This window comes from Streptomyces sp. NPDC004647 (genome assembly GCF_040609575.1).
GTDB lineage: Bacteria > Actinomycetota > Actinomycetes > Streptomycetales > Streptomycetaceae > Streptomyces.
Map to the genome: position 1 here is coordinate 13,435 of NZ_JBEXKU010000069.1, position 21,708 is coordinate 35,142.

At 72.7% G+C, this 21,708-nt stretch carries 21 protein-coding genes; 1 reads left to right on the forward strand and 20 read right to left on the reverse strand.

All coding sequences use genetic code 11. From position 1 onward, the window contains the following. Positions 1 to 104 precede the first annotated feature (104 nt). The 4 genes from ABZW18_RS26100 to mobF all read right to left on the reverse strand — a co-directional run bounded on the left by ABZW18_RS26100 (position 105) and on the right by mobF (position 8,128). A complete protein-coding gene (locus ABZW18_RS26100; RefSeq protein WP_356191683.1) occupies positions 105 to 1,157 on the reverse strand; it encodes a competence protein CoiA family protein in 1,053 nt (350 codons plus the stop codon). Between the two features lie 75 nt (positions 1,158 to 1,232). After that, complete coding sequence (locus ABZW18_RS26105; RefSeq protein WP_356191685.1) at positions 1,233 to 1,790, reverse strand: hypothetical protein; 558 nt, start codon at positions 1,788 to 1,790, stop codon at positions 1,233 to 1,235. A 284-nt stretch (positions 1,791 to 2,074) separates the two neighbouring features. Next, entirely contained in the window at positions 2,075 to 3,436 is a 1,362-nt protein-coding gene (locus ABZW18_RS26110) for a UTRA domain-containing protein (RefSeq protein ID WP_356191688.1), read from the reverse strand. Between the two features lie 12 nt (positions 3,437 to 3,448). Beyond that, positions 3,449 to 8,128, reverse strand: a complete 4,680-nt coding sequence (mobF, locus tag ABZW18_RS26115; protein ID WP_356191690.1) for a MobF family relaxase — start codon at positions 8,126 to 8,128, stop codon at positions 3,449 to 3,451. A 490-nt stretch (positions 8,129 to 8,618) separates the two neighbouring features. Between mobF and ABZW18_RS26120 the strand changes: the two genes are divergently transcribed. Continuing rightward, positions 8,619 to 9,125 carry a hypothetical protein gene (locus ABZW18_RS26120; protein WP_356191692.1) on the forward strand — a complete coding sequence of 169 codons (507 nt, stop codon included), beginning with the start codon at positions 8,619 to 8,621 and terminating at the stop codon, positions 9,123 to 9,125. A gap of 87 nt (positions 9,126 to 9,212) precedes the next feature. Here the strand turns inward: ABZW18_RS26120 and ABZW18_RS26125 are convergent, their stop codons facing one another. The 16 genes from ABZW18_RS26125 to ABZW18_RS26200 all read right to left on the reverse strand — a co-directional run bounded on the left by ABZW18_RS26125 (position 9,213) and on the right by ABZW18_RS26200 (position 21,472). Continuing rightward, a complete protein-coding gene (locus ABZW18_RS26125; RefSeq protein ID WP_356191693.1) occupies positions 9,213 to 9,647 on the reverse strand; it encodes a hypothetical protein in 435 nt (144 codons plus the stop codon). Between the two features lie 220 nt (positions 9,648 to 9,867). Then, entirely contained in the window at positions 9,868 to 10,512 is a 645-nt protein-coding gene (locus tag ABZW18_RS26130) for a hypothetical protein (RefSeq protein ID WP_356191696.1), read from the reverse strand. Between the two features lie 113 nt (positions 10,513 to 10,625). Then, complete coding sequence (locus tag ABZW18_RS26135) at positions 10,626 to 10,763, reverse strand: hypothetical protein (protein ID WP_356191698.1); 138 nt, start codon at positions 10,761 to 10,763, stop codon at positions 10,626 to 10,628. Then, positions 10,760 to 11,227, reverse strand: a complete 468-nt coding sequence (locus tag ABZW18_RS26140; RefSeq protein ID WP_356191700.1) for a hypothetical protein — start codon at positions 11,225 to 11,227, stop codon at positions 10,760 to 10,762. Before ABZW18_RS26140 ends, ABZW18_RS26135 begins: the two co-directional genes overlap by 4 nt. A gap of 511 nt (positions 11,228 to 11,738) precedes the next feature. Further along, entirely contained in the window at positions 11,739 to 12,524 is a 786-nt protein-coding gene (locus tag ABZW18_RS26145) for an SAM-dependent methyltransferase (protein WP_356191702.1), read from the reverse strand. Positions 12,525 to 12,651: 127 nt separating this feature from the next. Next, the gene (locus ABZW18_RS26150) at positions 12,652 to 13,224 is read right to left on the reverse strand and encodes a hypothetical protein (RefSeq protein ID WP_356191705.1); all 573 of its coding nucleotides are present in this window, start codon (positions 13,222 to 13,224) and stop codon (positions 12,652 to 12,654) included. Between the two features lie 90 nt (positions 13,225 to 13,314). Continuing rightward, entirely contained in the window at positions 13,315 to 13,650 is a 336-nt protein-coding gene (locus tag ABZW18_RS26155) for a hypothetical protein (RefSeq protein ID WP_356191707.1), read from the reverse strand. 404 nt (positions 13,651 to 14,054) lie between these two features. Further along, complete coding sequence (locus ABZW18_RS26160) at positions 14,055 to 14,921, reverse strand: phosphoadenosine phosphosulfate reductase family protein (protein WP_356191709.1); 867 nt, start codon at positions 14,919 to 14,921, stop codon at positions 14,055 to 14,057. Between the two features lie 120 nt (positions 14,922 to 15,041). After that, a complete protein-coding gene (locus ABZW18_RS26165) occupies positions 15,042 to 15,434 on the reverse strand; it encodes a hypothetical protein (protein ID WP_356191712.1) in 393 nt (130 codons plus the stop codon). 137 nt (positions 15,435 to 15,571) lie between these two features. Beyond that, the gene (locus tag ABZW18_RS26170; RefSeq protein WP_356191715.1) at positions 15,572 to 16,048 is read right to left on the reverse strand and encodes a hypothetical protein; all 477 of its coding nucleotides are present in this window, start codon (positions 16,046 to 16,048) and stop codon (positions 15,572 to 15,574) included. 202 nt (positions 16,049 to 16,250) lie between these two features. Next, positions 16,251 to 17,069 carry a hypothetical protein gene (locus ABZW18_RS26175; protein WP_356191716.1) on the reverse strand — a complete coding sequence of 273 codons (819 nt, stop codon included), beginning with the start codon at positions 17,067 to 17,069 and terminating at the stop codon, positions 16,251 to 16,253. A gap of 298 nt (positions 17,070 to 17,367) precedes the next feature. Further along, positions 17,368 to 17,793 (reverse strand): hypothetical protein, encoded by a 426-nt coding sequence (locus tag ABZW18_RS26180; protein ID WP_356191718.1) that lies wholly within the window; start codon positions 17,791 to 17,793, stop codon positions 17,368 to 17,370. 148 nt (positions 17,794 to 17,941) lie between these two features. After that, positions 17,942 to 18,655 (reverse strand): hypothetical protein, encoded by a 714-nt coding sequence (locus ABZW18_RS26185; protein ID WP_356191720.1) that lies wholly within the window; start codon positions 18,653 to 18,655, stop codon positions 17,942 to 17,944. Between the two features lie 266 nt (positions 18,656 to 18,921). Beyond that, complete coding sequence (locus ABZW18_RS26190) at positions 18,922 to 19,392, reverse strand: hypothetical protein (protein ID WP_356191722.1); 471 nt, start codon at positions 19,390 to 19,392, stop codon at positions 18,922 to 18,924. Between the two features lie 92 nt (positions 19,393 to 19,484). Then, on the reverse strand, positions 19,485 to 20,117 hold the full coding sequence (locus ABZW18_RS26195) for a hypothetical protein (protein WP_356191725.1): 633 nt from the start codon (positions 20,115 to 20,117) through the stop codon (positions 19,485 to 19,487). A gap of 506 nt (positions 20,118 to 20,623) precedes the next feature. Then, the gene (locus ABZW18_RS26200; protein WP_356191727.1) at positions 20,624 to 21,472 is read right to left on the reverse strand and encodes a hypothetical protein; all 849 of its coding nucleotides are present in this window, start codon (positions 21,470 to 21,472) and stop codon (positions 20,624 to 20,626) included. Positions 21,473 to 21,708: the final 236 nt, after the last annotated feature.

Genomic DNA, 21,708 nt, shown 5'->3' on the forward strand with positions numbered 1-21,708 from the left:
TCTGCTGTCCCGGCGCGTTGAAGGAGGTGTCGGAGCGGGAGCGCGTCAACCTCCGAACTGTCAGCGCTGCAGGACCGGCTCAGTGCACTGCGCTTCCCGGTGGGTCAGCACCCTATGTGGCGGCCGAAGCGGGCCAGGTTGGGGTCGAGGGGCAGGAGGCAGGTGCTGCAGATGTGTCCGGTGCGGGAGGTATTGGGTGTCCGGGACCGGGCTGGCGGGCGGCCAGGGGCCGGGCGCGGCCGGGGCTCCTGGTCGGATGGCGCCTGTCCTGTCTGGGGGGCCTTGGCGGCGGCGGCCTGCCGGTGGGCGTGTAGTTCGCGGGCCCAGCGGTCCTCGCCGCGGCGTCTGGTTTCTGCGCTCTCGCGGGTTTCCCGCTGTGAGGTGTGCAGTTGGTTGTGCAGGAGGTCGGGAAGAGTGAGGCCGTCTCGGTCGAGGCTCATCTGGTCCAGGGGTATGCGGAGCCGGTCGAGCCGGTCGCGCGGGCAGGGCGGGTGGTGCAGGGCGTAGATGCTGAGGTCGGGTGCTTCCCACCACCGGCCGGTGCGGGGATGAGGCTGACCGAACGCGCCGCCGATCAGGCGATTTTCGGGGCGGAAGAACCACACCGGGAGGCCGTGGTCGAAGACGACGTGCGGCACATCGAGACCGGGCAGCCACAGCCACACGTCGCGGATCCCGGCAGCAGCGTAGTCACGGTGCCGGGCCGTCCAGGCGTGGTCGGGCAGCAGCGCTCGTTGAGCCTCCAGAGCGAGCTGGCTGCCGTCGCTCAGGCGGACCCAGACGTCGGCGCGGCGAGTGTGCTCCGGGGTCCATTGCTCCAGGCGCACGTCGGTGACGCTGGGCTGGGTGCGGGCCCACCGGGCGAGGAGGTGCTTGGTGGTCAGGTGCCACACGGTCTCGGGGTGGTGTCCGCCGTGCGGGGCGCGGCCGGGTGGGTGGGCGAAGTGGAAGCGGACCCGGCCGCCGGTGCGGCCCCTGACGAGCAGGGCAACGCGGGTTCCTGGCGGAGCGTCGATGCCGCGGAAGCAGTAGAAGCACACCAGTGTCCGGGTCCCGTGGAAGCCCAGGCGGTGCCACTGGTGTGCGGGGCGTTCGCCGACGTGCACTTCCTCTCCGGATTCGAGGTCGAAGCCGACCACGAGTAAGTCATCCCGCACCGGTGGGTTCCTTTCTTCCTTCGGGAGCAGCGTGGTGGAGCCGGGTGGCCTCGGCAGGCCGGCCCTGGGGTGCTTTCAGTTCCGGTTTTGGTGTGGCCCGGCTTTGGTGACCGTGCTCGCCGCCGGGGTGGTGGCAGGGGCGGGGGCGGAGAATCCGCCGGGGATCGAGCTGGCGGGGCGGCGGTTTGGCGGTGTGCTCGCGGCCGCCGGTGCGGGCTTTGTGGCGGCGTGGGGGCGGGCGGCGGTGGAGACGACGCTGCCGTGAGGGATGTGGTGTGCGCACTGCGCACATACCTCAGCAGCTCGCCACACCCGGCCCTGCCGGGGGCCCAGGGGGTCTGGGATGAGCATCAGGACGGTCTGGCCGGAGCAGTTGAGGCGGGTGGATGCGTGCCAGGAGCATCCCTGGATGCGGCAGTGGCAGGCGGCGTTCGGGCGGGGTGTGGCAGCGCGCGCGTGTGCGGCGGCGTGGGCGGCGGCGAAGGCGCGGATCGCGGTGACATCCCGGGAGCGGGAGGGCAGGCGGCACGGTGAGGTGCAGGTGACCGTTGCGGTGCGGTCGGCGAAGCCGGTGACGCGTACGGTCCAGGCCCGTCCTGGTGTCCGCTGGTTCGAGTCGTGGTGCGAGGTCATGCAACCGTCCGTTCGAAAGGCGCGTTGGGGTGTGCGGTCAACTGTGTGTTACCCCGGATCGGGGCGAGGGGGTGCGCCGCGTGCTGTCCCGTGCGGTGAGCCGGCCCGGTGCGGGAGTGTCCCGGCCGGGGGGTATCACTTTCGCGCATCTGCACAGGAGTTGGTGCGGTGAGGCCATCGGGTGCCGACGTTGCGCGCCGCAGGTCCTCCGCGGCACCGTCCTCGCTCGGGAAGGTGGATGTGTGACCGCCGGGGCATGTCGCGGTGAGAGAAGGCGGGGTTCATCACCTGGCCAGGGGGGTGGTAAAAACCATCTCGGTACGGTCAGCGGGTAGCGTCACCTCGGACACCTCCACCGTTCTGCCGTTGATGTCGATCGACGTCTTACGGAGAACCATCACGGCGTCCCCTGCGGTGAGGCCGAGTTCTGCCGCTTCCTCCGCCGTCGGTGCGCGGGCGGTGATGCGCTCCACTATGCGGTCCAGCTCAATGCCGATGGTGTGGAGCTGGTTCTGTGTGCCGCCCGGCCACGGCTCCTTGGATGCGTCGAGAAGGTCGGGGTTCACCGTGACCATGTCGTACACGAGGTAGGAGCGGACGAGGTTGAAAGGCTCGCCATCCTGACGGTAGCGGGTCCGGTAGCGCCTCTCGACCATTGGTGTTCCCGCCGGGATGTCGAACGCCTCAGCCAGGGCTTCGTCTGCTGTGGTCTCCCGGTATTGCGCAGTGAAGACCAGGTCGTTGACGGTCAGGCCCGTATCCCACTCGGTCGCTCCCGTCCTCCGATGTTCGGTCAGCGGCTTGAGGACGCGGTCCTTTTCCCACTGGTGGCAGCCACTGGTGCGCTCCACCACTCTCCGGGACGAGCCGTGTGGGCCGGCTGCCAGGGCTGTCGTGCGCGCTCTGTCCGCCCCGTCCTGGTGTGGGTCGGGTTGCCGACCGTAGCGGCGGCGGGGGTGGCGGATGAGGACGCGGGGGTCGAGGGGGCCGGATTCGAACCCCATGCGCCGGTAGGCACGGCAGAGCGCCGGGGTGGCGGGGACGGCGACCAGGCCCACCCGGGCTGTGTCAGCGTGGCTGAGGCAGGCACGGACCAGGCGTCCGGCGGAGACCGCGTCACTTTCGGGCGAGAGGAGGGTTCCTGCTTCCCACCACAGGCCTCCCTGGCGCCTCAAGTGGCGGGCCGTGGTGCGGGCGGAGGTGAGGCATCGGGCGTGCAGCACCATGTTGACGGTCTCGATGAACAACGGGGCCACGGCGATTCCGACGATGAGATAAGCGAAGGGGACAGCGCCGCCGAGGACGGGTGCGGTAAGGGCTGGAAGCACCAGGACCAGGGACAGCCACCCGCCCATCAGGGTGACGCCGAGGAGGAAGACAGCCGCCTGGCCGACACGGCGAGCCCAGGAGGTGCGGGGCCCGGTGACGGTAGCCATGGCGCTTCCGTAAGCAAGGAGGCCTCCTCCTGCCTGCTGGAACGACAGGGCGAACAGCCACAGGACCCAGGCGGTGGGCCAGGTGCAGAGGTTCAGTGGCGGGGGGCCGAGACGGCGCAGGGCCAGGCTCGCCAGGCGCGGCAGGTCCTGCCAGCGGGCACGCAGCGCGGGAGGAACCTGAGGCACGGCGGGGGCAGGCGGACGTGTCATGGATGCGCCTCTTTATCGGGCCTGGGGGCGGTTGCTGGTGTGGTGCGGGCCGTGTTCGGGACGCTCGTCCGCGGGGCTGGGCGTGGGGAGGGCTGCGGTGCGGGCGGCGGCGGTGCGGGCGCGCAGGTCCTCGAGGCGGCGGGTGATGCGGGCGCGCTGGTAGAGGGCGATGGCGTCGGTGATGTGGTCCCATGCGTCGCCGTCCATGCCGGGCGGGCGGGGTCCGAGCGGGTCGGATCCGGCGCGGTGGTGGCGCCTGCGGTAGTCGCACATGGTCGTGAGGAGCCGCTGATAGGTGTGCTGTTCGGCGTCGTCGTCCTCATCGGGTGCGGTCAGGCTGTCCATCCAGGCCTCCGGCAGCGGCTCGCCGGCCAGCGTGGCGGCGAGCGCGGTCGCGGCCAGGCGGGCGTCCTTCGCGGCGTGGGTGAGGGGGGCGACGCCATACGGATCCCGCACGGCGGGGTGGACCGGGAGCAGCGTGGTGGGGGGGGTGTCCAGGAGTGCGAGGGCTGTGTGCAGGACTGTTTTCGATGAGGCGTCGGGGTGGGGTGTGGGGGTGGGGCGGCGGTGTCCGGCGAGGGTGCGGATGCGCAGCGCCATGTCTTCCCAGGCGCCGTGGTGGTGGGTGTCGTCGGGTCGGGGGCCGAGGCCGGGGACGCCGGTGATGGCGTGCCGGGTGCGCCAGAGTTCGACCAGGGCGGCGGTGTTCTCCCACGCGGCGCGGCGGTTGGGGGCGCTGCTGGGCGGTACGGGGCCCAGCGGGCGGGCCCAGGCGGGTGGGGCCTGGGCGAGGGTGCGGCCGCGGTCGGCGATGGCGCGGGTGAGGATGCGGTGGCGGTCGGCGAGGTGGTGGCGCCAGTGTTCGGGGGTGTGGGGGTGGCGTAGCGCGGTGCGGTCGGCGACCCAGTCCGGTACCTCGCCGGTGTGGTCAAGGTGGCGGGGCAGGTGGTCGGGCAGCTGTTCGCGCAGTCGGCGTTCGGCGGCGATCTTCTCGGTGACGGCGTGCGCGCGGGCGAGGGCGGCCCGGGCGTGGCGCTGGCGTTCCGGGGCGGCAGCCATCTGGCGGCGGGTGGTGGGGAACGGCTGGGTGGCGGTGCGGGAGTGCCCGGGGGCTGGTTCGCGTTGCCAGTCCTCGCGGGCGGCCGTGCGCCAGGGCAGGGCGCGGCGCAGGGTGGACTCGGTGGTGAGGGCGGCGAGTTGGTGGTGGGCGGCGGCCTGCAGGAGGCGGTCGCCGCGTCGGCGCGCGCGGTGCAGGAGGCGGCGGGCGGTGGCGGTGCGGGCGGCCAGCTCGCTGCGGGTGAGTGCTCCGTGGGGGCGGTCGGGCCAGGCCGGGTGGGTGGTGGCGGTGCGGGTGGTGACCGGGGCGGGCAGGGTGGTGGCTGCGGCGTCGGCGGCTTGGAGTTCGGTGTGCGCGGCCTGCCGGTGGGCGGCCGCGAGGTCGGCGAGGGTGCCCAGCGCGGCGAGCGGGAGGAGTGCCAGCGGCCGGGGGCGGGTGGAGTCGGCGGCCTCTTGGGCATCGGCCAGGCGTTCGCGCAGCCGCCAGGTCAGGACTGCGGAGGCGTCGTCGGCGTCGCCGAAGCCGCGCCGGGAGGCGGTGGGGATGAGCAGGCGGGGCAGGTCGAAGCCTTCTCGTTCGGCGTCGGTCAGGACCCGGATCAGGGAGGGGAAGGCGTCGGCGGCCGTGAAGCGGGCGGTCAGCTCGGTGCCCAGGGTGTGCTCCAGCACTCCGGTCAGGCGGGCGGTGGTGGCGCGCTCGCCGGCGTCGGTGAATTCGGCCGCCAGCTGTCCCGGGGCGCCGACCTGGTTTTGCAGCGCGGCGATCGTCTCGGTCGCCGAGAGCTGCGCGCGGCGGCGTGAGGCGATCTGGGCCAGGACGTCGGGGAGGTGTTCGCCGTCCTCCAGGGCGACGTAGAGGCGGTTGGTGCGGGCGCCCCGGGTCAACTGGACGTAGGCGCCTTCGCGGTTGGAGCGGGGTGAGGCGAGCGCGTGGGAGGTGTCCACCGTCATGCCCTGGGCGCGGTGGATGGTGGAGGCGTAGCCCAGTTCGCACTGGGCGGTGACGTAGTCGGCGGGCAGCCGGATCCGGCCGCGGTGGGTGGTGTGGCGCACGATCAGGTCGCCGCTTGGGGTGATGCGCTGGACGGTCCAGGTGTCGCCGTTCTTCACGAAGTCGCGCCGGACGATCATCTGGCGGCGGTTCTGGCGGGTGCAGATGACGTCGCCGACGTGCGCGTGCTGGCCTGCGCGCAGGAGCTGGGAGCGGGAGGTGTCCAGGGCGCCGGAGGTCATGCGCCAGGCCTGGGCGCGGGCGTTGAGGGCGCCCACCGAGGCGGTGTCGGCGGCCGTCATCACACTGGTGCGGCCGCGTTCGGTGTCCCGCGCCCAGGCGGTGAACACCTCATCGCACATCGCTTCGTAGGTTCCGGCGACGATGCGGCCCTTGGCCAGGTACCAGGCGAAGGCGGCCCGCGGGTCGTCGCCGTCGCGCAGGACCAGGGACGCTTCGGCCTCGCCGTCGGTGCGGAAGCGGTGCAGCCGGTCGAGCTCAACGGCTCCGCTGGCGCGGGCGAGAAGGCGCAGCGCGCCGCCGGACTCGACGGCGGCGAGCTGGTGCGGATCACCGAGGAGGCGGACGTGCGCGCCGTGGGCGGCCGCGTCCCGCAGGACGCGCTGGAGCATCAGGGTGCCGGCCATTCCCGCCTCGTCGACCAGGACGACATCGCCTGGGCGCAGCCGGAATCCCTTGGGTGTGTGCTTGCCCTGGGCGGCGCGGTCGCGCTGGTGCAGCCAGGCGTGCAGGGTGTGGGCGTCCCGTTTCAGGTCGGTGCCCAGGACCTTCGCGGCGCGGGAGGAGGGGGCCAGCGGGATCAGACGCCGGGTGGTGGCGTCCATGGTCTTGGCGACCAGGCGCATGGCGGTGGTCTTGCCCGCACCGGCTGGTCCAAGGCCGGTGGTCAGGAGGTGCTCGGAGAGGCAGAAGGAGCGGGCCAGAGCGCGTTGTCCGGTATCCAGCGGGCCGCGGTAGAGGGCGGCGACCCGGTTGAAGGTGGACCGGGGGACGGGCGGGATGACCAGGGTGCGGGAGGCGGCCAGCAGCGCGTCTTCCGCGGCCAGCAGGGTGCGGGTGGTGTAGGTGCGGGAGCCGATCGGCCGGTAGATGCTCGAGCCGTCCGGGCGTTGCAGGTCCGGGTGTGGGGGGTTGATCTCGGGTGGGGTGATGTCGAGGCAGTCGGGACCGGCGAGGGCCGTGTCGGTGATGGCGTCGGCCAGCGCCGGCGGGGCGGTGGCGCCGGCCAGGGTGCGCATAAGGTAGCGGCGGGCTTCGGCCAGGACGTGGCGGCGGTGGAAGGTGGCGCGCCGCCCTGCGACCTCCGCGAGCACCAAGGCGGCGGCCGCATCGACGTGCAGATCCGCACCCGCGGCGGGCAGCGCACCGGCGGCGGCCCGGGCGGAGTCCAGCAGAGCGTCGACGGTGGCCGGGCTGGTCGCGGCGATCGCCCGGGCCCGCCAGCGCTCCAGTAGCTCATCCAGGGAACGGGCCTTGCGCTTGGCCGGGCGGGTGCTGGACCGGGCCCGCTCGAGCAGGGCGTGGCGGGCCGATGTGCCGGGCTGGCGGCCGTGGCGGCGCCGGTAGTCCTCGAACAGCTCCTCCGCCCTGATGCGTACGGCGGATCCGCGCTGGGAGAACAGCACGCGCAGTCGGGGGTCGATCCCGGCGATCCGCATCACCGGGCGCTGCCCGGGGGTGACTTCGACGGCTTCGCTGCGCAGGCCCAGACGTGCGCAGATCAGCTCCAGAGAGCGCTGGTTGTACAGCTCGCTGGCGCCCACCACTTCGCGGAACAGCAGCCGGGTATCGAGGTTGCGCCACCGGCCGTCGGGCCCTTTCACGCGCGCGCTGATGACCGCGTGGTCGTGCAGCATCGGGTCCCCGGCCCGCGATTCGTAGTGGCGGTAACGGGCGCAGATCAGCCCGCCCACTGCCCTGTGCTGGGCGATGCCGCCTGGACCGCTGCGCACGGCGAGGGCGTTGCTCTCCAGCCAGCTCAAGGCCTCCTCGATGGCCTGCTCGTGCACCTCGATGACGACGCGGCGCACCGTGGCGTCGCCCAGCGCGAACAGCTGAGAGAGCTCCTCGGAGGAGAAGGTGAGGTCGTAGGCGGTGCGGGGCTGGCGCTGCGGGCCGGTGCGCGCGGCCAGGAACCGGCCGAGCTCGGCACCATCAGCGGGAGCACGGTGGTACTCCTCCTCGAACACGGCCGCAGCCGTACGCATCCGCAAGCTCTGGGTCTCGGCCTTGGACAGCGGGCGGCACAACTGCTGGGACGCCCCCTCCAGGACGCGCTCGATCTCCTTGTCCAGGGGGCTGAGTTCGGCCAGCTGCGGGACCGCGGGACCGAGCTTGGCCGCCTTCAACGCCTGCGTCCTCGAGGCGCCGGCGGCCTGCTGGTCGGCGATGATCCGCGTCGCCTCCGGGTGCATACCCAGTCCGAACAGCGACCGCATCTGCGGCTCGGTGACTGTCCCGGACAGCCCCAGGTCGCGCGCCGCCTGCCCCCGCCACACCCCCGCCGGGACGCCCGGCACGCTCGAGGACGGGGCGGCGGTACTCCCCCGCGCTCCGTCTGCGGCAGCAATGCTGCGCAGGTAGTAGCGGTAGCCCTCCCCCGCCGACAGAGGCTTCACAGTCATCACAACAGCCAGTCGAGCACCAGCCGCCAGCGCCCGTCCGCGCTCACCCGGCCGGCGGCCGGATCCTCCCGGGAGCAGGGAAGGAACCTCCACCGCCGTCCCGCCACGAGGGAAACACTCCTCCGTACGCCGCCGCGGCTAAAAAGTGCTAGAGGTGCGTCACGCAACCAGGGCCACGCACCGGAGACCACCCCGCTCCACAACGACACCTCACCGGCACCACCCACACAGCACCACCCACACAGCACCAACAGGCCGCCCGGTCACGCCCCTCCGTCCCCAGGGGGCCGCCCGGTTGCCGGGGTGGCGCTCCCCTGCCCTGCCGGGGCGGTGGGCGTCCCGTGGGCGGGACCGGCTGTATCGACCGGTGTCCTAGACGGCGGGACGCGCACGGCCGTGCGGGTGTGCGGCCTGCGTGGGCGTCTGAGACTGGCGCGCAGGGCGCCCGCGGCTGCGGGTGCGGGTGTGGTGGCACAGGGAGGTGGCCGGTATGGCGGCGAGGGGCAAGAGCCGGAACGCGCGGGAGATGGCGCGGCGCAGAGAGGCGCTGGCGCTGGCTGGTGAGCGGATGGCCGAGGAGCGGCGGGCGGCGGAGGAGGCTGAGGCGGCGCGGCGGCGGCGGGAGGAGGAGCTGGATGAGTTGGTGGCGGATTTCGAGCTGGCGCGGCAGGACGAGCAGCAGGTGGCCGGTGAGGTGGAGGAGGAGGTGCGGCGGGTGCGGGAGCGGGGGGCGGAGCGTGTTCGCCAGGCGCGGGTGGTGGCGGCGCGGGTGGTGGCGCGGATGGCGGAGGCTGGGGAGACGATCGCGGGTTCCGCGCGGCGTTTGGGGGTGGGGGTGGATGTGGTGAAGGAGCTGCGTCGGCTGGTGCGGGAGTCGGAGGGGGGCGGGGTGGAGCCTGCGCGGCCGGGCTCGTCGGCGGGGGGCGGGGCGCGGCCGGTGGAGGGGGCTGAGGCGGGGGCGCCGGGTGGTGCGGTGGTGTGGCCGGGCAGTGGTTGATCGAAGGCGGGGTATGGGTGCGGCCCCGGTCTGTTCGCCGATGTGGCGGGCAGGCCGGGGCCGTTGGCTGTGCGGGGCGGGCGGTGGTCAGGGGTGGGGTGGTGGGGTGTTCCAGGGTGCGGCGGGCCGGTGGGGTGCGGCCGGCGGGGGGCCGGGGGTGTGAGCCGGTGGGGCCTGGGCGGGCGGGGCTGCGGGGGCGTGCCACCCGGGCTGTTGCTGCGGATGCTGCGGTGGGGGGAGGTGGCCGGTGAAGCGGCCGGGGTCGACATCGCGGTAGATGACGGTGACGGGGGCCTGGTCGGCGACGTGGATGCGTTGATGGACTCCGGCGGGCTGGATGATCCAGACGACGGCCTCGTCGCGGCGGGTGGTGCGGGTGATGACGCTGTCTCGTATGGGGAGCCACACCTTGTTGGTGGTGCCGGTGTTGGGTTCGGTCTCATCGACTTCGATGTGTGCGATCGCCTCGGTGAACAGGCCTTGCATGGTGACGAGTTCGTTGATGGTGGTCTGCTGCTGCACGGCGCGCGGTCCCCCCTCCTGGGTGTGGCCGGTGGTGGCGGGGCTGACGCTATGCGCGGGGTGCGGTGTGGGACGGGGTTGGGGGTGTGGGGTGCCGGGGGGCGGGACGCGGCTTGTGATGGGTGGTGCTGGGGGCGGGATAGGGGTGCGGCCCCGCGCCGTCCGCCGGGGCGGGGTGCGGGGCCGCAGGGGCCGTTGGGCCGTCGGGGTGTGGTGGGGGTCAGGAGGTGGGTGGGACCGGCGCGGGTGTGGTTTGGGGGGTGTGGAGGCGGATGGTGAGCGGAACGCGGTCGGTGGGCGGGGCGAGGGCGTTGAACTCGGTGAGTGCGTCGGCCACGAGCGTCGATGCGAACTGGTCGGTGGTCTGGGTGTGGGCGGTGTGGTTGAGGGTCGCGTGGTCGGGCTCGTAGGCGGGGCCGTCGTCGTGGTCGTAGGTGACGTGGAAGGTGACGGTCTCCGGTACGGGCTGGTGCCGGTCTTCGAACCAGGAGCGCAGGGCGCGGCGGAGAGCGGCGTGGGCGTGGGTGGGAGCGGTGTCGCGGCGGCTCATGGGCTTGCGCAGGTGGGCGGGGCGCTGGCCCGGGGGGAGGCAGGTGCGTTTGTCGGTGCGGGCGGGGTGGCGCTTGGCGGGCTTGTTGCGGCCGATGTGGGAGTAGAAGCGCTCACCTTCCCACACGCACAGCAGGCAGCGCATGAGCCACGGTTCATCGCTGCCGGGGTAGGGGGCGAGGGGGTGCCAGTCGAAGAGGGCGAGGCGGTCCAGCGCTTCGCGGGCGGCGGTGTGGTTGTCGGGGGTGTTGCGGAGGTTGGGGGCGATCTGTACGGGGTGGTGTGGCTGGGGGTCGGTGTGGTGGTCGGTGGTCAACGTCGTTTCGCTTTCTGGGGGTTGGGGCCGGGCCGACCCCGCCCGCCGATCGATGGGCGGGCGGGGTGTTGGACTGCGGGGCGCGGCGCTGGCTGGCTGGTGTGTGCCGGGGGTTATGGGTGCGGCTGGGTGGGGTGGCCCGGGTCGGCGGGGGTGGGGGTGCGGTCCTGTTCCTGGTGCGGGGCGGGGGCGGTCTCGGGGCGGGGGAGGGTGACGGTGATGGTGGCGGGGTGCTGGACGCGGGTGGTCATGGGGTTGGTGTGTCCTCGCTCGCTCGGGTGGGGCGGGGGGTGGACATGCAGCGGGCATCCACGGCGGCGGCCAGTTGGACAGCGAAGGGGGTATCGGGGTTGGTTGTGCGGTGTTCGGCGGCAGCGGCGGCGGCGTGTTCGGCCTGCTGGATGAGGTCGGCGGGCAGGCTGGTGTAGGTGTCGGTGTCGTCGTCGGCGGGGCCGGTGAGGACGATCGGGCCGTGGAGCGGGTCGGGCAGCGGTCGGCCGAGCCAGAAGGACGCCAGGGCCCATGCGGCTGGGTTGGGGGGCAGGCCCGTGCCGTTGTCGTGGACGTGGAGCACAGCCCGGCGGTGGTAGATGGCGGGCCTGGGGAAGCCGGTGACGGTGTCTTCGAGGAGTTCGTACTGTTCTTCGGGGTGGTCGGGGAGTTGCAGGTGGGTCAGTTCGGCGTCGGGGGTGAGGAGAAGGGCTGTCGTCGTCATGAGGGGTTTCCTTGTGCGTGAGTGGCTTGGGTCGTACGGGTGTGGGGCCGGGCCGGGGGCTCGTCCCGGCGGGCGCCCGGCCGGGTGCGGCCCGGCGTGAACCACGGTGCAGGCGGGCGGGGTTAGCGGGGCAACCCCCAGCACCGGCCGCGTGCGGGGGGTCGCGGCAACGGCCCGCCTCCCGAGAGAGCGCGGGCCGTTGCGTGGCCGGGGGTGTGGTGCTATGGGTGGCCGCGGGACCGTGGGGCCGGTCACTCGGGCCGGTCGGACCTGGCGTAGTTGTGGAAGTCGTCGCTGACGGGGAACTCCTCCGGCTCGTAGGCACGCGCACCCACCCAGGTGTTCAGCGGGCCGGGCGTCTCCTGCTGGCCGCTGAGCCACCGGTGGATGTCGGGCTGGACCTCGAACAGGGATTCCCGTCCCGTCCGCCCGGGTCTCCGGCCAACCGGCCGGAAGTGGCGGCCGGGCCCGGATGAGACGGGCCCGGCGGTCTGGTGCCGGGGCTACTTGCTCACTCCTGCGCGTCGTCCGCGTAGAGGAACAGCAACTGCGCGCGGAGGCGGAGACCAGTCGGCGACAGGAGGTAGCCGTCATCGAAGTCGGCCTCGTCCAGGACCTGCTTGTAGTAGCCAACGCGCTCCAGCAGGTCCCGGAACTCTCGCCCGCGCGGCCCCGCCGCGTTCTCGATGCCGAGCGATACCAGAGCCGCCAGGACTCCGCCCGGGCGCAGGAAGCGGTGGGCGTGCAGGACGTGCTCGACGGCCAGGTTCCGCCGGTAAGGCGGGTACATGACCACCGCGTCGTACACCGGCCGGGCGGGGACGGGCAGGAAGTCCGCGGTGCCCACGTGCCGCGCGATCCCGGCGAGCGTGATGTCCGCCGCCCTGTGGTTCTCGATCTCGTAGCAGTCCATGACGCACCCGCGGGCCGCGCCTTCCGCAGCGAGGACTCCGTGCCCTGCGGAAGGCTCCAGCACCTGCCAGCCCTCCTCCGGCTGGATGGTGTCCCAGAGCAGTTCCGCGATCGATTGCGGGCAGGACACCACTCCGCGGTCGGGACGGTTCACCGCGCACCGGCGGGTGACGATCTGGTCGATCAGCGGTGCGGCCTGACCGAAGGGGTGCAGGTCGGCGAACATGTAGCCCCGGTGGCGGATGCTCCAGCAGGCGCCGGAGCGTGTGAGGACCTTGTGGGCCCCCTCCGCGGCAGCCGGTTCGGCCTCCTCGTGCAGGCGGACGAGGGGCCCGTCACAGACGGCGCGTTCCAGCTCCCGGCACACGGCCTTGGAGATCTGCATGGTGGTTCTCCTGGTGGGTTGAGGTTGTCGGTGTCACGGCGGCCGGGGGGCGGGATTCCCGCCCGCTCCCCGGGTGGGCGCCGGGCGGACGCTGGTCTGGGCCCGGCGGTCGTACTGGGGCGGCGGGCTACTGCTGGTAGGCGGGGATCAGCGCGCGGACCTTCTCCTCGCCGATGCATCCGCCGTCGTGGCGGTAGATGGAGGGTGGGTTGCCGTTGCGGCCGCGGTGCTTGCTCCAGGAGCGGACGCCGGACCATTTACACAGCTCGCAGAGGAGGTACCAAGGGTTGTCGCTGCCGGGGAAGCCGCCGACCACCGCCCTCCAGCGGTGCTCCCTCAACCCGGCGAACGCCGTGTGCGCGCCCTCGATGTTGCGCGGGGTCGTGGGCATCCGCGGGTGCAGCAGGGGCACCGGGCCATAGAGCTTCTGGGGGGCCTCGGCGAGCACCTGGTCCAGCGGGACCGCCTTGATGCGACCGGCGGCGTACTCCTTGGCGAGGTAGGCGGCGGCCATGTCGATGCCCTTGGTGCCCGTGGGCGGGCGGCGGAGGTTGTGCTCCCCCTCGCTGGTGTCGACCAGCCAGTCACGGTGCCAGCGGAAGGCGTTCCCGATGACCTGGTCGGCGCCGATGATCACGGGGTAGCGGCACTCGATGTCCGGCTCTCCGATGCGGTACGGCAGGGTGGTCGTGGTGCTCATGGACGTGCTCCTTGTTGAGGGTGGTTCGGTGGCCGGGCCCGCGGGCGGGCGGGGATTCCCGCCCCCGCCCGTCCGCGGGGTGATGTCCGGTCAGACCTGCTCTGCGGCGGCGACCTGCATCTGGAAGATCGCCCAGTCCGGGCCGCCCTTGGCGTGGACGAGACCGGCGTAGAGCAGTACCGCCTCGGCGCGGGTGAGGGCGCGGACGCCGCTCTCGGCGAGGAAGGCGTCGATCGCCTCCAGCGGCTCGTCGGCGTACCGGAAGTTGTCGGTCAGGCCGTGGTTGCCGGAGGGCTCGCTGTCCTTCCAGAGCTGGACGGAGAAGGTGCGGAGTACCGGGTCGAAGATCGGCCGCAGCTCGGCGTGCACAGCCTCGATCGCTTCGAGATCGACGATCGGGAGGCGGGTGATGTTGGTGAAGTCCACGGTGGGCGCCTTTTCGTTGAGGTTGATCGGTGTGGGCCCGGGGGCCCGGTGTGGGGCCCGTGCCGCTCGGGCTGGCGAAGGTCGGGGGAGGGCCGGGGCAGCGGGGTGCCGGGCCGGAGGTGGCGGGAGGGGGAGGCCGCTGGTCCGGCCCGGCATGCGCCACGGTGCAGGCGGGCGGGGCTAGCGGAGCAACCCCCAGCACCGGCCGGGCGCAGGGTTGTGGTGACGGCCCGCCTCCCGAGGGAGCGCGGGCCGTTGCGGTGGGGGTGGGGTGGGGGTCAGAAGGGGGGTCGGCCACGGCCGGGCGGTGCGGGTCTGCTCCGCTGGTGCATCCGCGACGGCGGCAGTGCGGCGACCAGTCACGCGCGGCCCGCCGGGCCGCTTGATGTCCTCAGCCGGGCCGGTCAGCTCCGGGCGCGTTCGATGATCTCCTTCAGGGTGACGCTCTTCTTGAACGGCTTGCCCATGTCGGCCTCCGCCTCGGCGTACTCGTCGAAGATTCCGGGGTTGATCTGCGCGGACTGGACCAGGTCGGCGGTCTTCGCGAGGGGGCAGGCCCGGCAGCTCAGGCGCCGCATGTTCCGGTCGTAGGCCCAGTGGTGCGGGATGCCGTGGTCACGGTGGATCTGCCACACCTGCGCGGTGGTGAGCTGGTGGATCGGCAGCCAGGTCGTCACTACGCGCAGCGTGCCCTTGCCGCTCATGCGGTGCTGCTCGATCATCGGCTGCTTCGCGCGGGCGGCGGATTCCTCGGCGCGCATGCCCATCGCGTACCCGGCCCGGGGTGGGCGGCCGAGCAGCATCTCGGCGCCGACCTCGTCGACGTAGTCGCGCCCGACGGCGGTCTTCGTATCCGAGGTGCAGAACCTGGCGAAGTGGCCCGGCCAGTTGCCGTGGGCCTGGATCCGGTCCCACAGGGAGGCCCACCGCTTGCTGCGGCGGACGGCGAATGGGACGTCGTACTGGGCAGCGTGGGCGCGGGCGACGTCGAGTGCGCCCGGCCACTCGATCAAATGCCCCTTCGGCGTACGGCCCAAGTCACAGTGGAGCACGCGGACCTTGTGCAGCGCGCCCGCCTTGTCGGCCTGTTCGCACACGGTGTGCAGGAGAGCGCCGGAGTCCTTCCCGCCACTGTCGCCTACGACTACGAAGTCGTAGGCCTCCCAGTCGAACTCGACGGCCGCGGCGGGCGCGGCCGGCGCGGCCGGCGGGGTGAACAGTTCGAGCTGGGCGCCGCACCCGGTGCCGCACGGCGGCAGGGGGGTCTTCATCAGGTTCTTCTCCTGGGGTTGAGGTGGGTCGGTGTCGGAGCCAGTCGGGCGGGGTTCCCGTCCCGCCCGCCCGGGGCCGCTGGTCCGGCCCGGCATGAGCCACGGTGCAGGTGGGCGGGGTTAGCGAAGCAACCCCCAGCACCGGCTGGGTGCAGGGGGTTTGCGTCGCGTCGGGCGGCCTGCCTGTTTGCGCCCCTCCGTCCGGCGTCCGATGCGTACAGCGGGCAGGTGCCGCCGCTGGCGACCGGCGGCGTACTCCCCGGCGAGGTAGGCGGCGGCCATCTCGTGGTCGTCCCGGCAGACGCCCTCAAGCTTGTTCCGCTGGGCTTGCCGCTCCTCCGGGTGGTCGGTGACCCGCTCGACGTGCAGGACCTCCCGCCCGTACTGCCGGTCCTCGCTCTTGTGGTCGGCCCAGCTGGTGAACGCTTCCCGGTCGTCGGCGAGGACGTAGTAGGTCGCGAGACGCTTGATGAGATCCACGCGGTACGGCGCGTTGTCCATGGTGAAGTCCACGATGTGGCCTCTCGGTTGAGGTTCTTCGGTGCGGGCCTGGGGCCCGGTATCGACCGGGGATTTCCGCGTTCGTCGGTGCGACCGGACCCGCGGGGCGGACGGGGATTCCCGTCCCGCCCGCCCCGCGGTGGCGGCCGTCAGTTCGTGGAGTCGGCCCCGGCGCGCTTGATCACGCGGAAGTCATGACCGTCCTCCGAGGTGAGGACGTGCCCCTCGGCCAGATCATCGACGTGCCCGGCCAGGTCGCAGATCCGGAAGCCGACCACCTGCATGGCGTGCCAGAGTTCCTCCGCCACGGCGCGCGGGTCGTCCCCGCCTGCGACATTGATCCATCCCCTGCCCGCCGGGCGCGTCTGCGCCAAGTAAGCGCCGGTGCACTCGGGCTGTCCGGTGGGCCACGTCGGCACCTCGGCCACATAGCTGGCCACGCCACGGCGTCCGGCGTACGAGGCCCCGCCGGGGTGCTCGTCCACGTCGGCGAGGTGCAACAGATCCGAGATCAGGTCCTGCACCCCTCCGCCATGCTCGCTGCGGTACAGCTCCCACGCCTTGCGTGCCCGTTCGGCACGGTCCGGCGTGGTCAGGTCGCTCTCGTCGAACGCGATGAAGTCCACGATGTGGCCTTTCAGTTGAGGTGGGTCGGTGTGGGCCCGGGGGGCCGGTGTGGGGGCCCGTGCCGCTCGGGCTGGCGAAGGTCCGATGCGAGGGCCGGGGCGGGGTGCCGGGCCGGAGGTGGCGGGAGGGGGAGGCCGACGGGGGGCGGCCCGGCATGCGCCACGGTGCGTTCGGTGACGGCCGCCCCTCGTCGCGTCTCGTCTACTTCTCGTCGAAGGTGGGAAGCGCGTCTGTTTCCGGCGCGTCAGCGTCGAACAGGATGTACTCGCAGCCGTTGGCTCGTGCCAGCTTGACGAGCGGAAGCAGCTCCGAGGGCCAGTCGTCCCCTTCGGCGAGGTCGGCGTCCTCGGAGGCGTACACCAGCCATCCGTACGTCGTCTTGTAGGCCACCACGCCCTCGTAGCTGTTGAGGTCGGCGCGGCTCTCCTTGCGGAGGTGGGCGGTGGAAAGATCAAGGAAGCTGCGGATAGTCAGGTCCGGCGTGGTCTCGTCGCGGCACGCGGGGAGGATGGTCGCCCTCTTCGGGTGGGGAAGCGGAAAGACGCGGCCGGTCCCGGCGGTGGTGAGGTGGTCGAGTCGTGCGGTGGTCACGGGGTGGCCCCGTTCGAGGTCTGCGGGGCCGGTCTTGGTCCACTCGTATGCGACGCGGGCGCCCCGGCAGGGCTTGATGAGGCCCTCTCCTCCGTCCGCGCCCTGGTAGTCCAGTTCGCCGTCCAGCTCGTAACCGGCGCAGGCCTTCGCGAAGTGGTCCAGGCGGGTGTCGATGGTCAGTGCCTTGGTGTCGACGCTCACCAGGAGGGTGTCGATGACGGTGGGATTTTCCTGGGCATCGACCGTGGCATCGGCAGCAGGAACGAGCAGCCATCCCTCGCGGTCAACTAGTTCCGCGAGCTGCGACTCGTCGGCATCCAGCGGAGCGACATGGAACGGCAGGTTCGCATCGAGCCGCTCGCGCAGCACAGCGAGAGGAATCGCCGGACTGATCGTCCACTTGCCGTCAACGTCGTAGGTGAAGCCCATCGTTTTCTCCATCCATGAGGTGGCGCGCAGAAGGCGCGAGTGCTGGACCTGCTGCGGCACAAGGGGTTTCCAGGAGCGGGCGCGCGGGGCCCGGGGGCCGGTGCCGCCCTCTCAGGTGGCACCGGCCAGGGTGGGGGGGAGGGGGAGGCCGCTGGTCCGGCCCGGCATGAGCCACGGTGCAGGTGGGCGGGGTTAGCGGGGCAACCCCCAGCACCGGCCGGGCGCAGGGTTGTGGCAACGGCCCGCCTCCTAAGGGAGCGCGGGCCGTGCGGTGGGGCTGGGTGTGGCGGCGGGTGGTTTACAACGCCTTGGCCTGGCAGTCCTCGCATGCCTCCTGGCAGAGCGTGGCGTCGTCCTGTGTTTGGCCTTTGCGGCAGGCGTGGCAGTTTGCCCACTGCCGCACGGTGAATGAGACCTGCTCACTGCCGCAGTGGGTGCACCGCACGCCGTGTACCGGCTGGCTGGTCTCGGCGTCGCAGTAGCCGAGTCGTTGCACCGTGGGGCTGGTCATGTCGAGGTCGGGGATGTCGGGGTGCTCCCGGTTGAGGTGGAGCCAGACCTGATGGGCGATGACGTCCGGGGACATGGCCGGGTGGGCGTCGACGGTCTTCGACCATGACCTGCCGCCCGGCTTGGGTCCGTTGCCGTCTTCGGCGGCCTCGTAGAAGGAGACGGCGTACACGGCGCGTAGTCCGTCCAGGCGGTCCTTCGGGGTGGTGCTCATGGCTGTTGTCTCTTCTCTTCGTTGCGGCCTGGTGGCGCCCGCGATTTCCGCAGCGGACTGCGGCGGGTGGGGGGCGGTGGGGCGTGGCAGGGAGAGGGGCCCCGGCCTGGGGCGGTATGCCCGAGGCCGGGGCTGCCCTGGGGGCGGTTCAGACGGCTGGGGTGCCGGTGGGGGTGGTGGTGGTGTGAGCGGTGTAGGCGGTGTAGGCGGTGTAGGCGGTGTAGGCGGTGTAGGCGGTGTAGGCGGTGTAGGCGGTGTAGGCGGTGTAGGCGCGGAGCAGCGTGCGGAGTTGGTCGTGATCGTGGGCGAGGTCTTCGGCGTGGTCGGGGTGGTACCGGGCATAGGGGCAGAGGTTGAGTCGCAGGCGGGTGGCGTTCTCGCGGTAGGCGGAGAGGTAGGTGCCCTGGGCGGTGGCGGCTTCTGCGTCGAGGCTGTTGTTCTCAAAGCGGTCGGGCTCGGCGTGCCAGGGGCCGGGAGCCAGGCGCAGGAGCTCCGTCCAGGGTGTTCCCGTGGGCGGGTTGGGCGCCGGGTGGAGGCTTGCGGGGTGCAGCGGGGGGAGGGTGTGGATGATGTGGGCGGCGTGGGCTGGGGTCAGGTCGTGGAGGGTGAGGCTGGCCGCGGTGGGGTGGGGGCGGTTGTCGGGGCTCTTGGTCACGAAGGCGGTCAGGTGCGCCCGGGTGCCGGTGGGCGGGTGGGTGACGGTGACGGAGAGGTAGGCCGCGCCGGGTGCGGCGTGGTGGGCTTGGTGGAGGTGGATGTCGGTTTCGGCGTCGTGGGGGGCGAGGCGGCGGACGGCGAGGGCGAGGTGTCGGGCGCGCCGGGCGGTGGGGGTGGTTTCGTCGCGGGAGGGTGAAAAGGGCATGGGAGTACCTCCGGTTGGGCCGGGTGTCCCGGCACGGGAAAGCGGGGGGCGCGGTGGGCGGCACAGGGATGTGGCCTGAGGGGGCCGGGGCCGGTGTGTGCGGCGGCGCTTTCGACAGGAGGGGACGCTAGTTGGGTGGTCGGGTTGAGCCGCAACCCTGACTTTGCGGGCGGGGCCGGGGACGGGCCGGGGGCCGCTGTTCGGGGTTTGTCCTGCGCCCTTGAATACCGGCCGGCGCGGACGCTGACGCTCGGGCCGGGCGGCGGTCAGCGGTCAGGGGGGAGGTGGGCCAGTTCGGTCAGGAGTGCGAAGGCGTCCTTCTCGTACGGGCGGATCGCGTTGTCCAGGTCGGAGGGGTTCTCGGGGCGCTGGTGGGGGGCCAAGTCCCTGGCGGCCAGGAGCTGTGTCCGTTCCTGTTCCCAGGCGCCTACCAGGGCGGCGGCTTCGCGGGCCTTGCTGGTCAGGGTGGCGGCCGTTGCGCGGGGGCCGGGCTGGGTGTCCTCGCGTGGGGGCGGCTGGCTCGGCTCGGCGGGCGGGCCGTGAGCAGGCGGGGCGTGGGTGAGGGCGTCGCGGAAGGCGCGCAGGGCGGCAACGGCGGCGTGCTCGGCGGTGGCGGGCCACTGTTCCTCTTCGTCGCGGGCCTGGCCGAAGTCCGGGTCTTCATCGAGGAGCGCGAGCGCGTCACGGATGAGGGCGGCGGCGCGGGCGTAGCGGGCGGGCAGGTGGGTGTCGGGCATGCGGGGTCCTGTCTTGAGCCGGATGAGGGGCGGGCCCGCGCCCCCCTGGGGGGAGGGGACGCGGGCCCGGTCGTCGGTGGGTGGTTGAAGGGTCAGCGTGGGAGGTGGGTGCCGAACTCGGTTGCCAGGGCGGCCGGGTTCAGGCGTCGCCAGCCCCAGTTGCCGGAGGGGCCGGACGGGCTGGGCAGGCCGGTCAGGGCTTCGTCGTAGTGAGCGGGTTCCAGGCGGGTCGCGGGGTAGTGCTCGATCTGGCGGATGGTGCTGTCCGGCCACAGGGCTTGCAGTGCGTTGCGGAGCTCTTGGGGGGCGTTGGTCACGGAGGTGCCGGGTCCCTGCTCGGTGACGATGGCGGTGACGTGGCGTGGTCCGGTGCGGAAGGCGCGCAGCGGGCGGGAGGTGGGGCGGCCGGTGGTGGTGGGGGTGTAGGTGATGGTGGTCGGCTCCAGTTGCCGGAGGTGGGGGTTGGAGGTGTAGACGGGCTGGCCGTTGAGACGGACTTCGGTGGGGACGCAGCGGTCGGGGTGGGTGAGCAGCCGGGTGTCGGCCTCGTCGTAGTGGACTCCCAGCAGGAGGGTGCCCTCGTCGGTGACGTGGGCGCCGATGCGGATTCCGGCGAGGTTGGTGACCGGGATGGTGTCGGGGTCGGCGGGGTCGGGGGGCAGGTAGGTCGCGTTGTGGTTGAGGCTGCGGGCGGTCTCGGCGGAGAACGGCGGGTGGGTGGTCATGTGGGTGTGGCCCTTTCTGTTCGTGGCTTGCGTTGGGCAGGGCGGGGCGTGGCCGGCGCGCGCCCGGGGGGCGGCGCGGGGGTGTGGGGAGCAGCGCGGCGGGCGGGAGAGGCGGCCCGGAGCGGGTGCCGCGTCGGTGCGGTCGGCCCCTGGGGTGCCGGGCCGGATGGGCGGGAGGGGGTGTCCGCGGGCTCCGGCCCGGCGGTAAGAAACGTAGGGAGTGCGGTGGTTAGCGCCGCAACCCCTGATTGCCCCGGCCCCGTATACGGCTCGGCGGGTGGTCGCCCGGGTACGGGTGCGGACGCCGTGGTGGGAACGGTGTGGGCCTCGAGGGGCCGTCAGCGGCGGGCTGCGCCTTGCTGCGCCGTTCCCTGGGGTGCGTCCCGGGGGTGGCGGGCAGTGTGGTGGTGGGTTTCAGGCGCGGGGTGGGCAGACGCGGAGCGGCCCGCACCGAGGGGACGGTGCGGGCCGCAGAGGTGGGCGGGCGGGCGGGGCCCGGCCCGGGGTTATGTGCGGGGTGGGGTGAGGGCGTCGAGGGCGGAGAGGTAGGCGTGGGGTCCGGGTTCGGCGAAGTTCAGGGCCTGGGCGAACGGCAGGGCGGTGGCGGCGGGCAGGACGGCGGTGGAGCGGGGCAGGGAGGTGGCGGCGATGGTGCCGTGGTCGCTGGTGAGGTGGGAGGGCGGGACGAGCAGGACGCCGTGCAGGACGGTTTCGACGCGGCGGGGCAGGTATCCCTGGATGAGCCAGAGGCAGCCGTGGACGGGGTCGCGGCCGGGCAGGGCGGTGGTCGTCAGCAGCACGGTGGTGCACGGGCCGTCGCCGCCCTGCTCAACCTGCGGGGTTGCCTGGAGGAGCTCGGATGTCAGCGGGGCGGGCTCGCCGGGGATCAGGGCGCGCACCTTCTCAACGCGTGTGGTCAGGAGCTGACGGGGTGCCTCGCCCCAACCCGGTACGGCATCGAGTGTGTCGGCGTCGGTCAGCTCGGTGCCGTGGGTTTTGCTGCCCTTGGGGAGCAGGATGCGGCGGGTTTCATCGATGCGCAGGCGGCCCTCCCACAGCAGCAGCTGGGGTGCGCGGAAGGAGTTGCCGGTGCTGCGGAGCAGGACAGTGACCTTTTCACCGTTCATCGCGGTGAGTTCGGCGGGGCCGGTCGGCGGCCACTGCGCGCGGGCGGCGTGCAGCGGGTAAAGGACAGTGATGGCGTTGACCGTCGCGGCGAGCGCGGGGCAGACGGAGAGCCGGAACCGGGCGGACACATACGCGTTCGGTTCGCGGGTGGTCTTGAACGCAGACGCGTTCGGTTCGGGGGTGGTCTTGAACGAATCCAGCAGGATGTAGGGCTCGTTGGCGGGCATAGCTGTCTCCCAGTCGGGATGCGAAGAGGTGAAAAAGGGGAAGGGCCTTGCCGCGAGGTGGCGGCGGCCGAACGGCACGTGAGGGCGCGGGGCCCGGCGGTGGCCGGTTGGTGAGGACGGTAGGGCTGGGGCGGGTTAGGCCCGCAAGCCCCATCTGCCACAGGGGCGGGGCGCGCCTGGAGGCTTGGAGGTGTGGGTGTGCGAAGCGGCCCGCACCGGTGGGTGCGGGCCGCAGG

What these genes read in the sequence shown, in the direction of transcription:
- ABZW18_RS26160 (WP_356191709.1), bottom strand. Translation starts at nt 14,921, where the DNA reads ATGAAGACCCCCCTGCCGCCGTGCGGCACCGGGTGCGGCGCCCAGCTC.
- ABZW18_RS26140 (WP_356191700.1), bottom strand. Translation starts at nt 11,227, where the DNA reads ATGACGACGACAGCCCTTCTCCTCACCCCCGACGCCGAACTGACCCAC.
- ABZW18_RS26175 (WP_356191716.1), bottom strand. Translation starts at nt 17,069, where the DNA reads ATGGGCTTCACCTACGACGTTGACGGCAAGTGGACGATCAGTCCGGCG.
- ABZW18_RS26190 (WP_356191722.1), bottom strand. Translation starts at nt 19,392, where the DNA reads ATGCCCGACACCCACCTGCCCGCCCGCTACGCCCGCGCCGCCGCCCTC.
- ABZW18_RS26145 (WP_356191702.1), bottom strand. Translation starts at nt 12,524, where the DNA reads ATGCAGATCTCCAAGGCCGTGTGCCGGGAGCTGGAACGCGCCGTCTGT.
- ABZW18_RS26135 (WP_356191698.1), bottom strand. Translation starts at nt 10,763, where the DNA reads ATGACCACCCGCGTCCAGCACCCCGCCACCATCACCGTCACCCTCCCC.
- ABZW18_RS26200 (WP_356191727.1), bottom strand. Translation starts at nt 21,472, where the DNA reads ATGCCCGCCAACGAGCCCTACATCCTGCTGGATTCGTTCAAGACCACC.
- ABZW18_RS26120 (WP_356191692.1), top strand. Translation starts at nt 8,619, where the DNA reads ATGGCGGCGAGGGGCAAGAGCCGGAACGCGCGGGAGATGGCGCGGCGC.
- ABZW18_RS26110 (WP_356191688.1), bottom strand. Translation starts at nt 3,436, where the DNA reads ATGACACGTCCGCCTGCCCCCGCCGTGCCTCAGGTTCCTCCCGCGCTG.
- ABZW18_RS26185 (WP_356191720.1), bottom strand. Translation starts at nt 18,655, where the DNA reads ATGCCCTTTTCACCCTCCCGCGACGAAACCACCCCCACCGCCCGGCGC.
- ABZW18_RS26195 (WP_356191725.1), bottom strand. Translation starts at nt 20,117, where the DNA reads ATGACCACCCACCCGCCGTTCTCCGCCGAGACCGCCCGCAGCCTCAAC.
- ABZW18_RS26105 (WP_356191685.1), bottom strand. Translation starts at nt 1,790, where the DNA reads ATGACCTCGCACCACGACTCGAACCAGCGGACACCAGGACGGGCCTGG.
- ABZW18_RS26180 (WP_356191718.1), bottom strand. Translation starts at nt 17,793, where the DNA reads ATGAGCACCACCCCGAAGGACCGCCTGGACGGACTACGCGCCGTGTAC.
- ABZW18_RS26150 (WP_356191705.1), bottom strand. Translation starts at nt 13,224, where the DNA reads ATGAGCACCACGACCACCCTGCCGTACCGCATCGGAGAGCCGGACATC.
- mobF (WP_356191690.1), bottom strand. Translation starts at nt 8,128, where the DNA reads ATGACTGTGAAGCCTCTGTCGGCGGGGGAGGGCTACCGCTACTACCTG.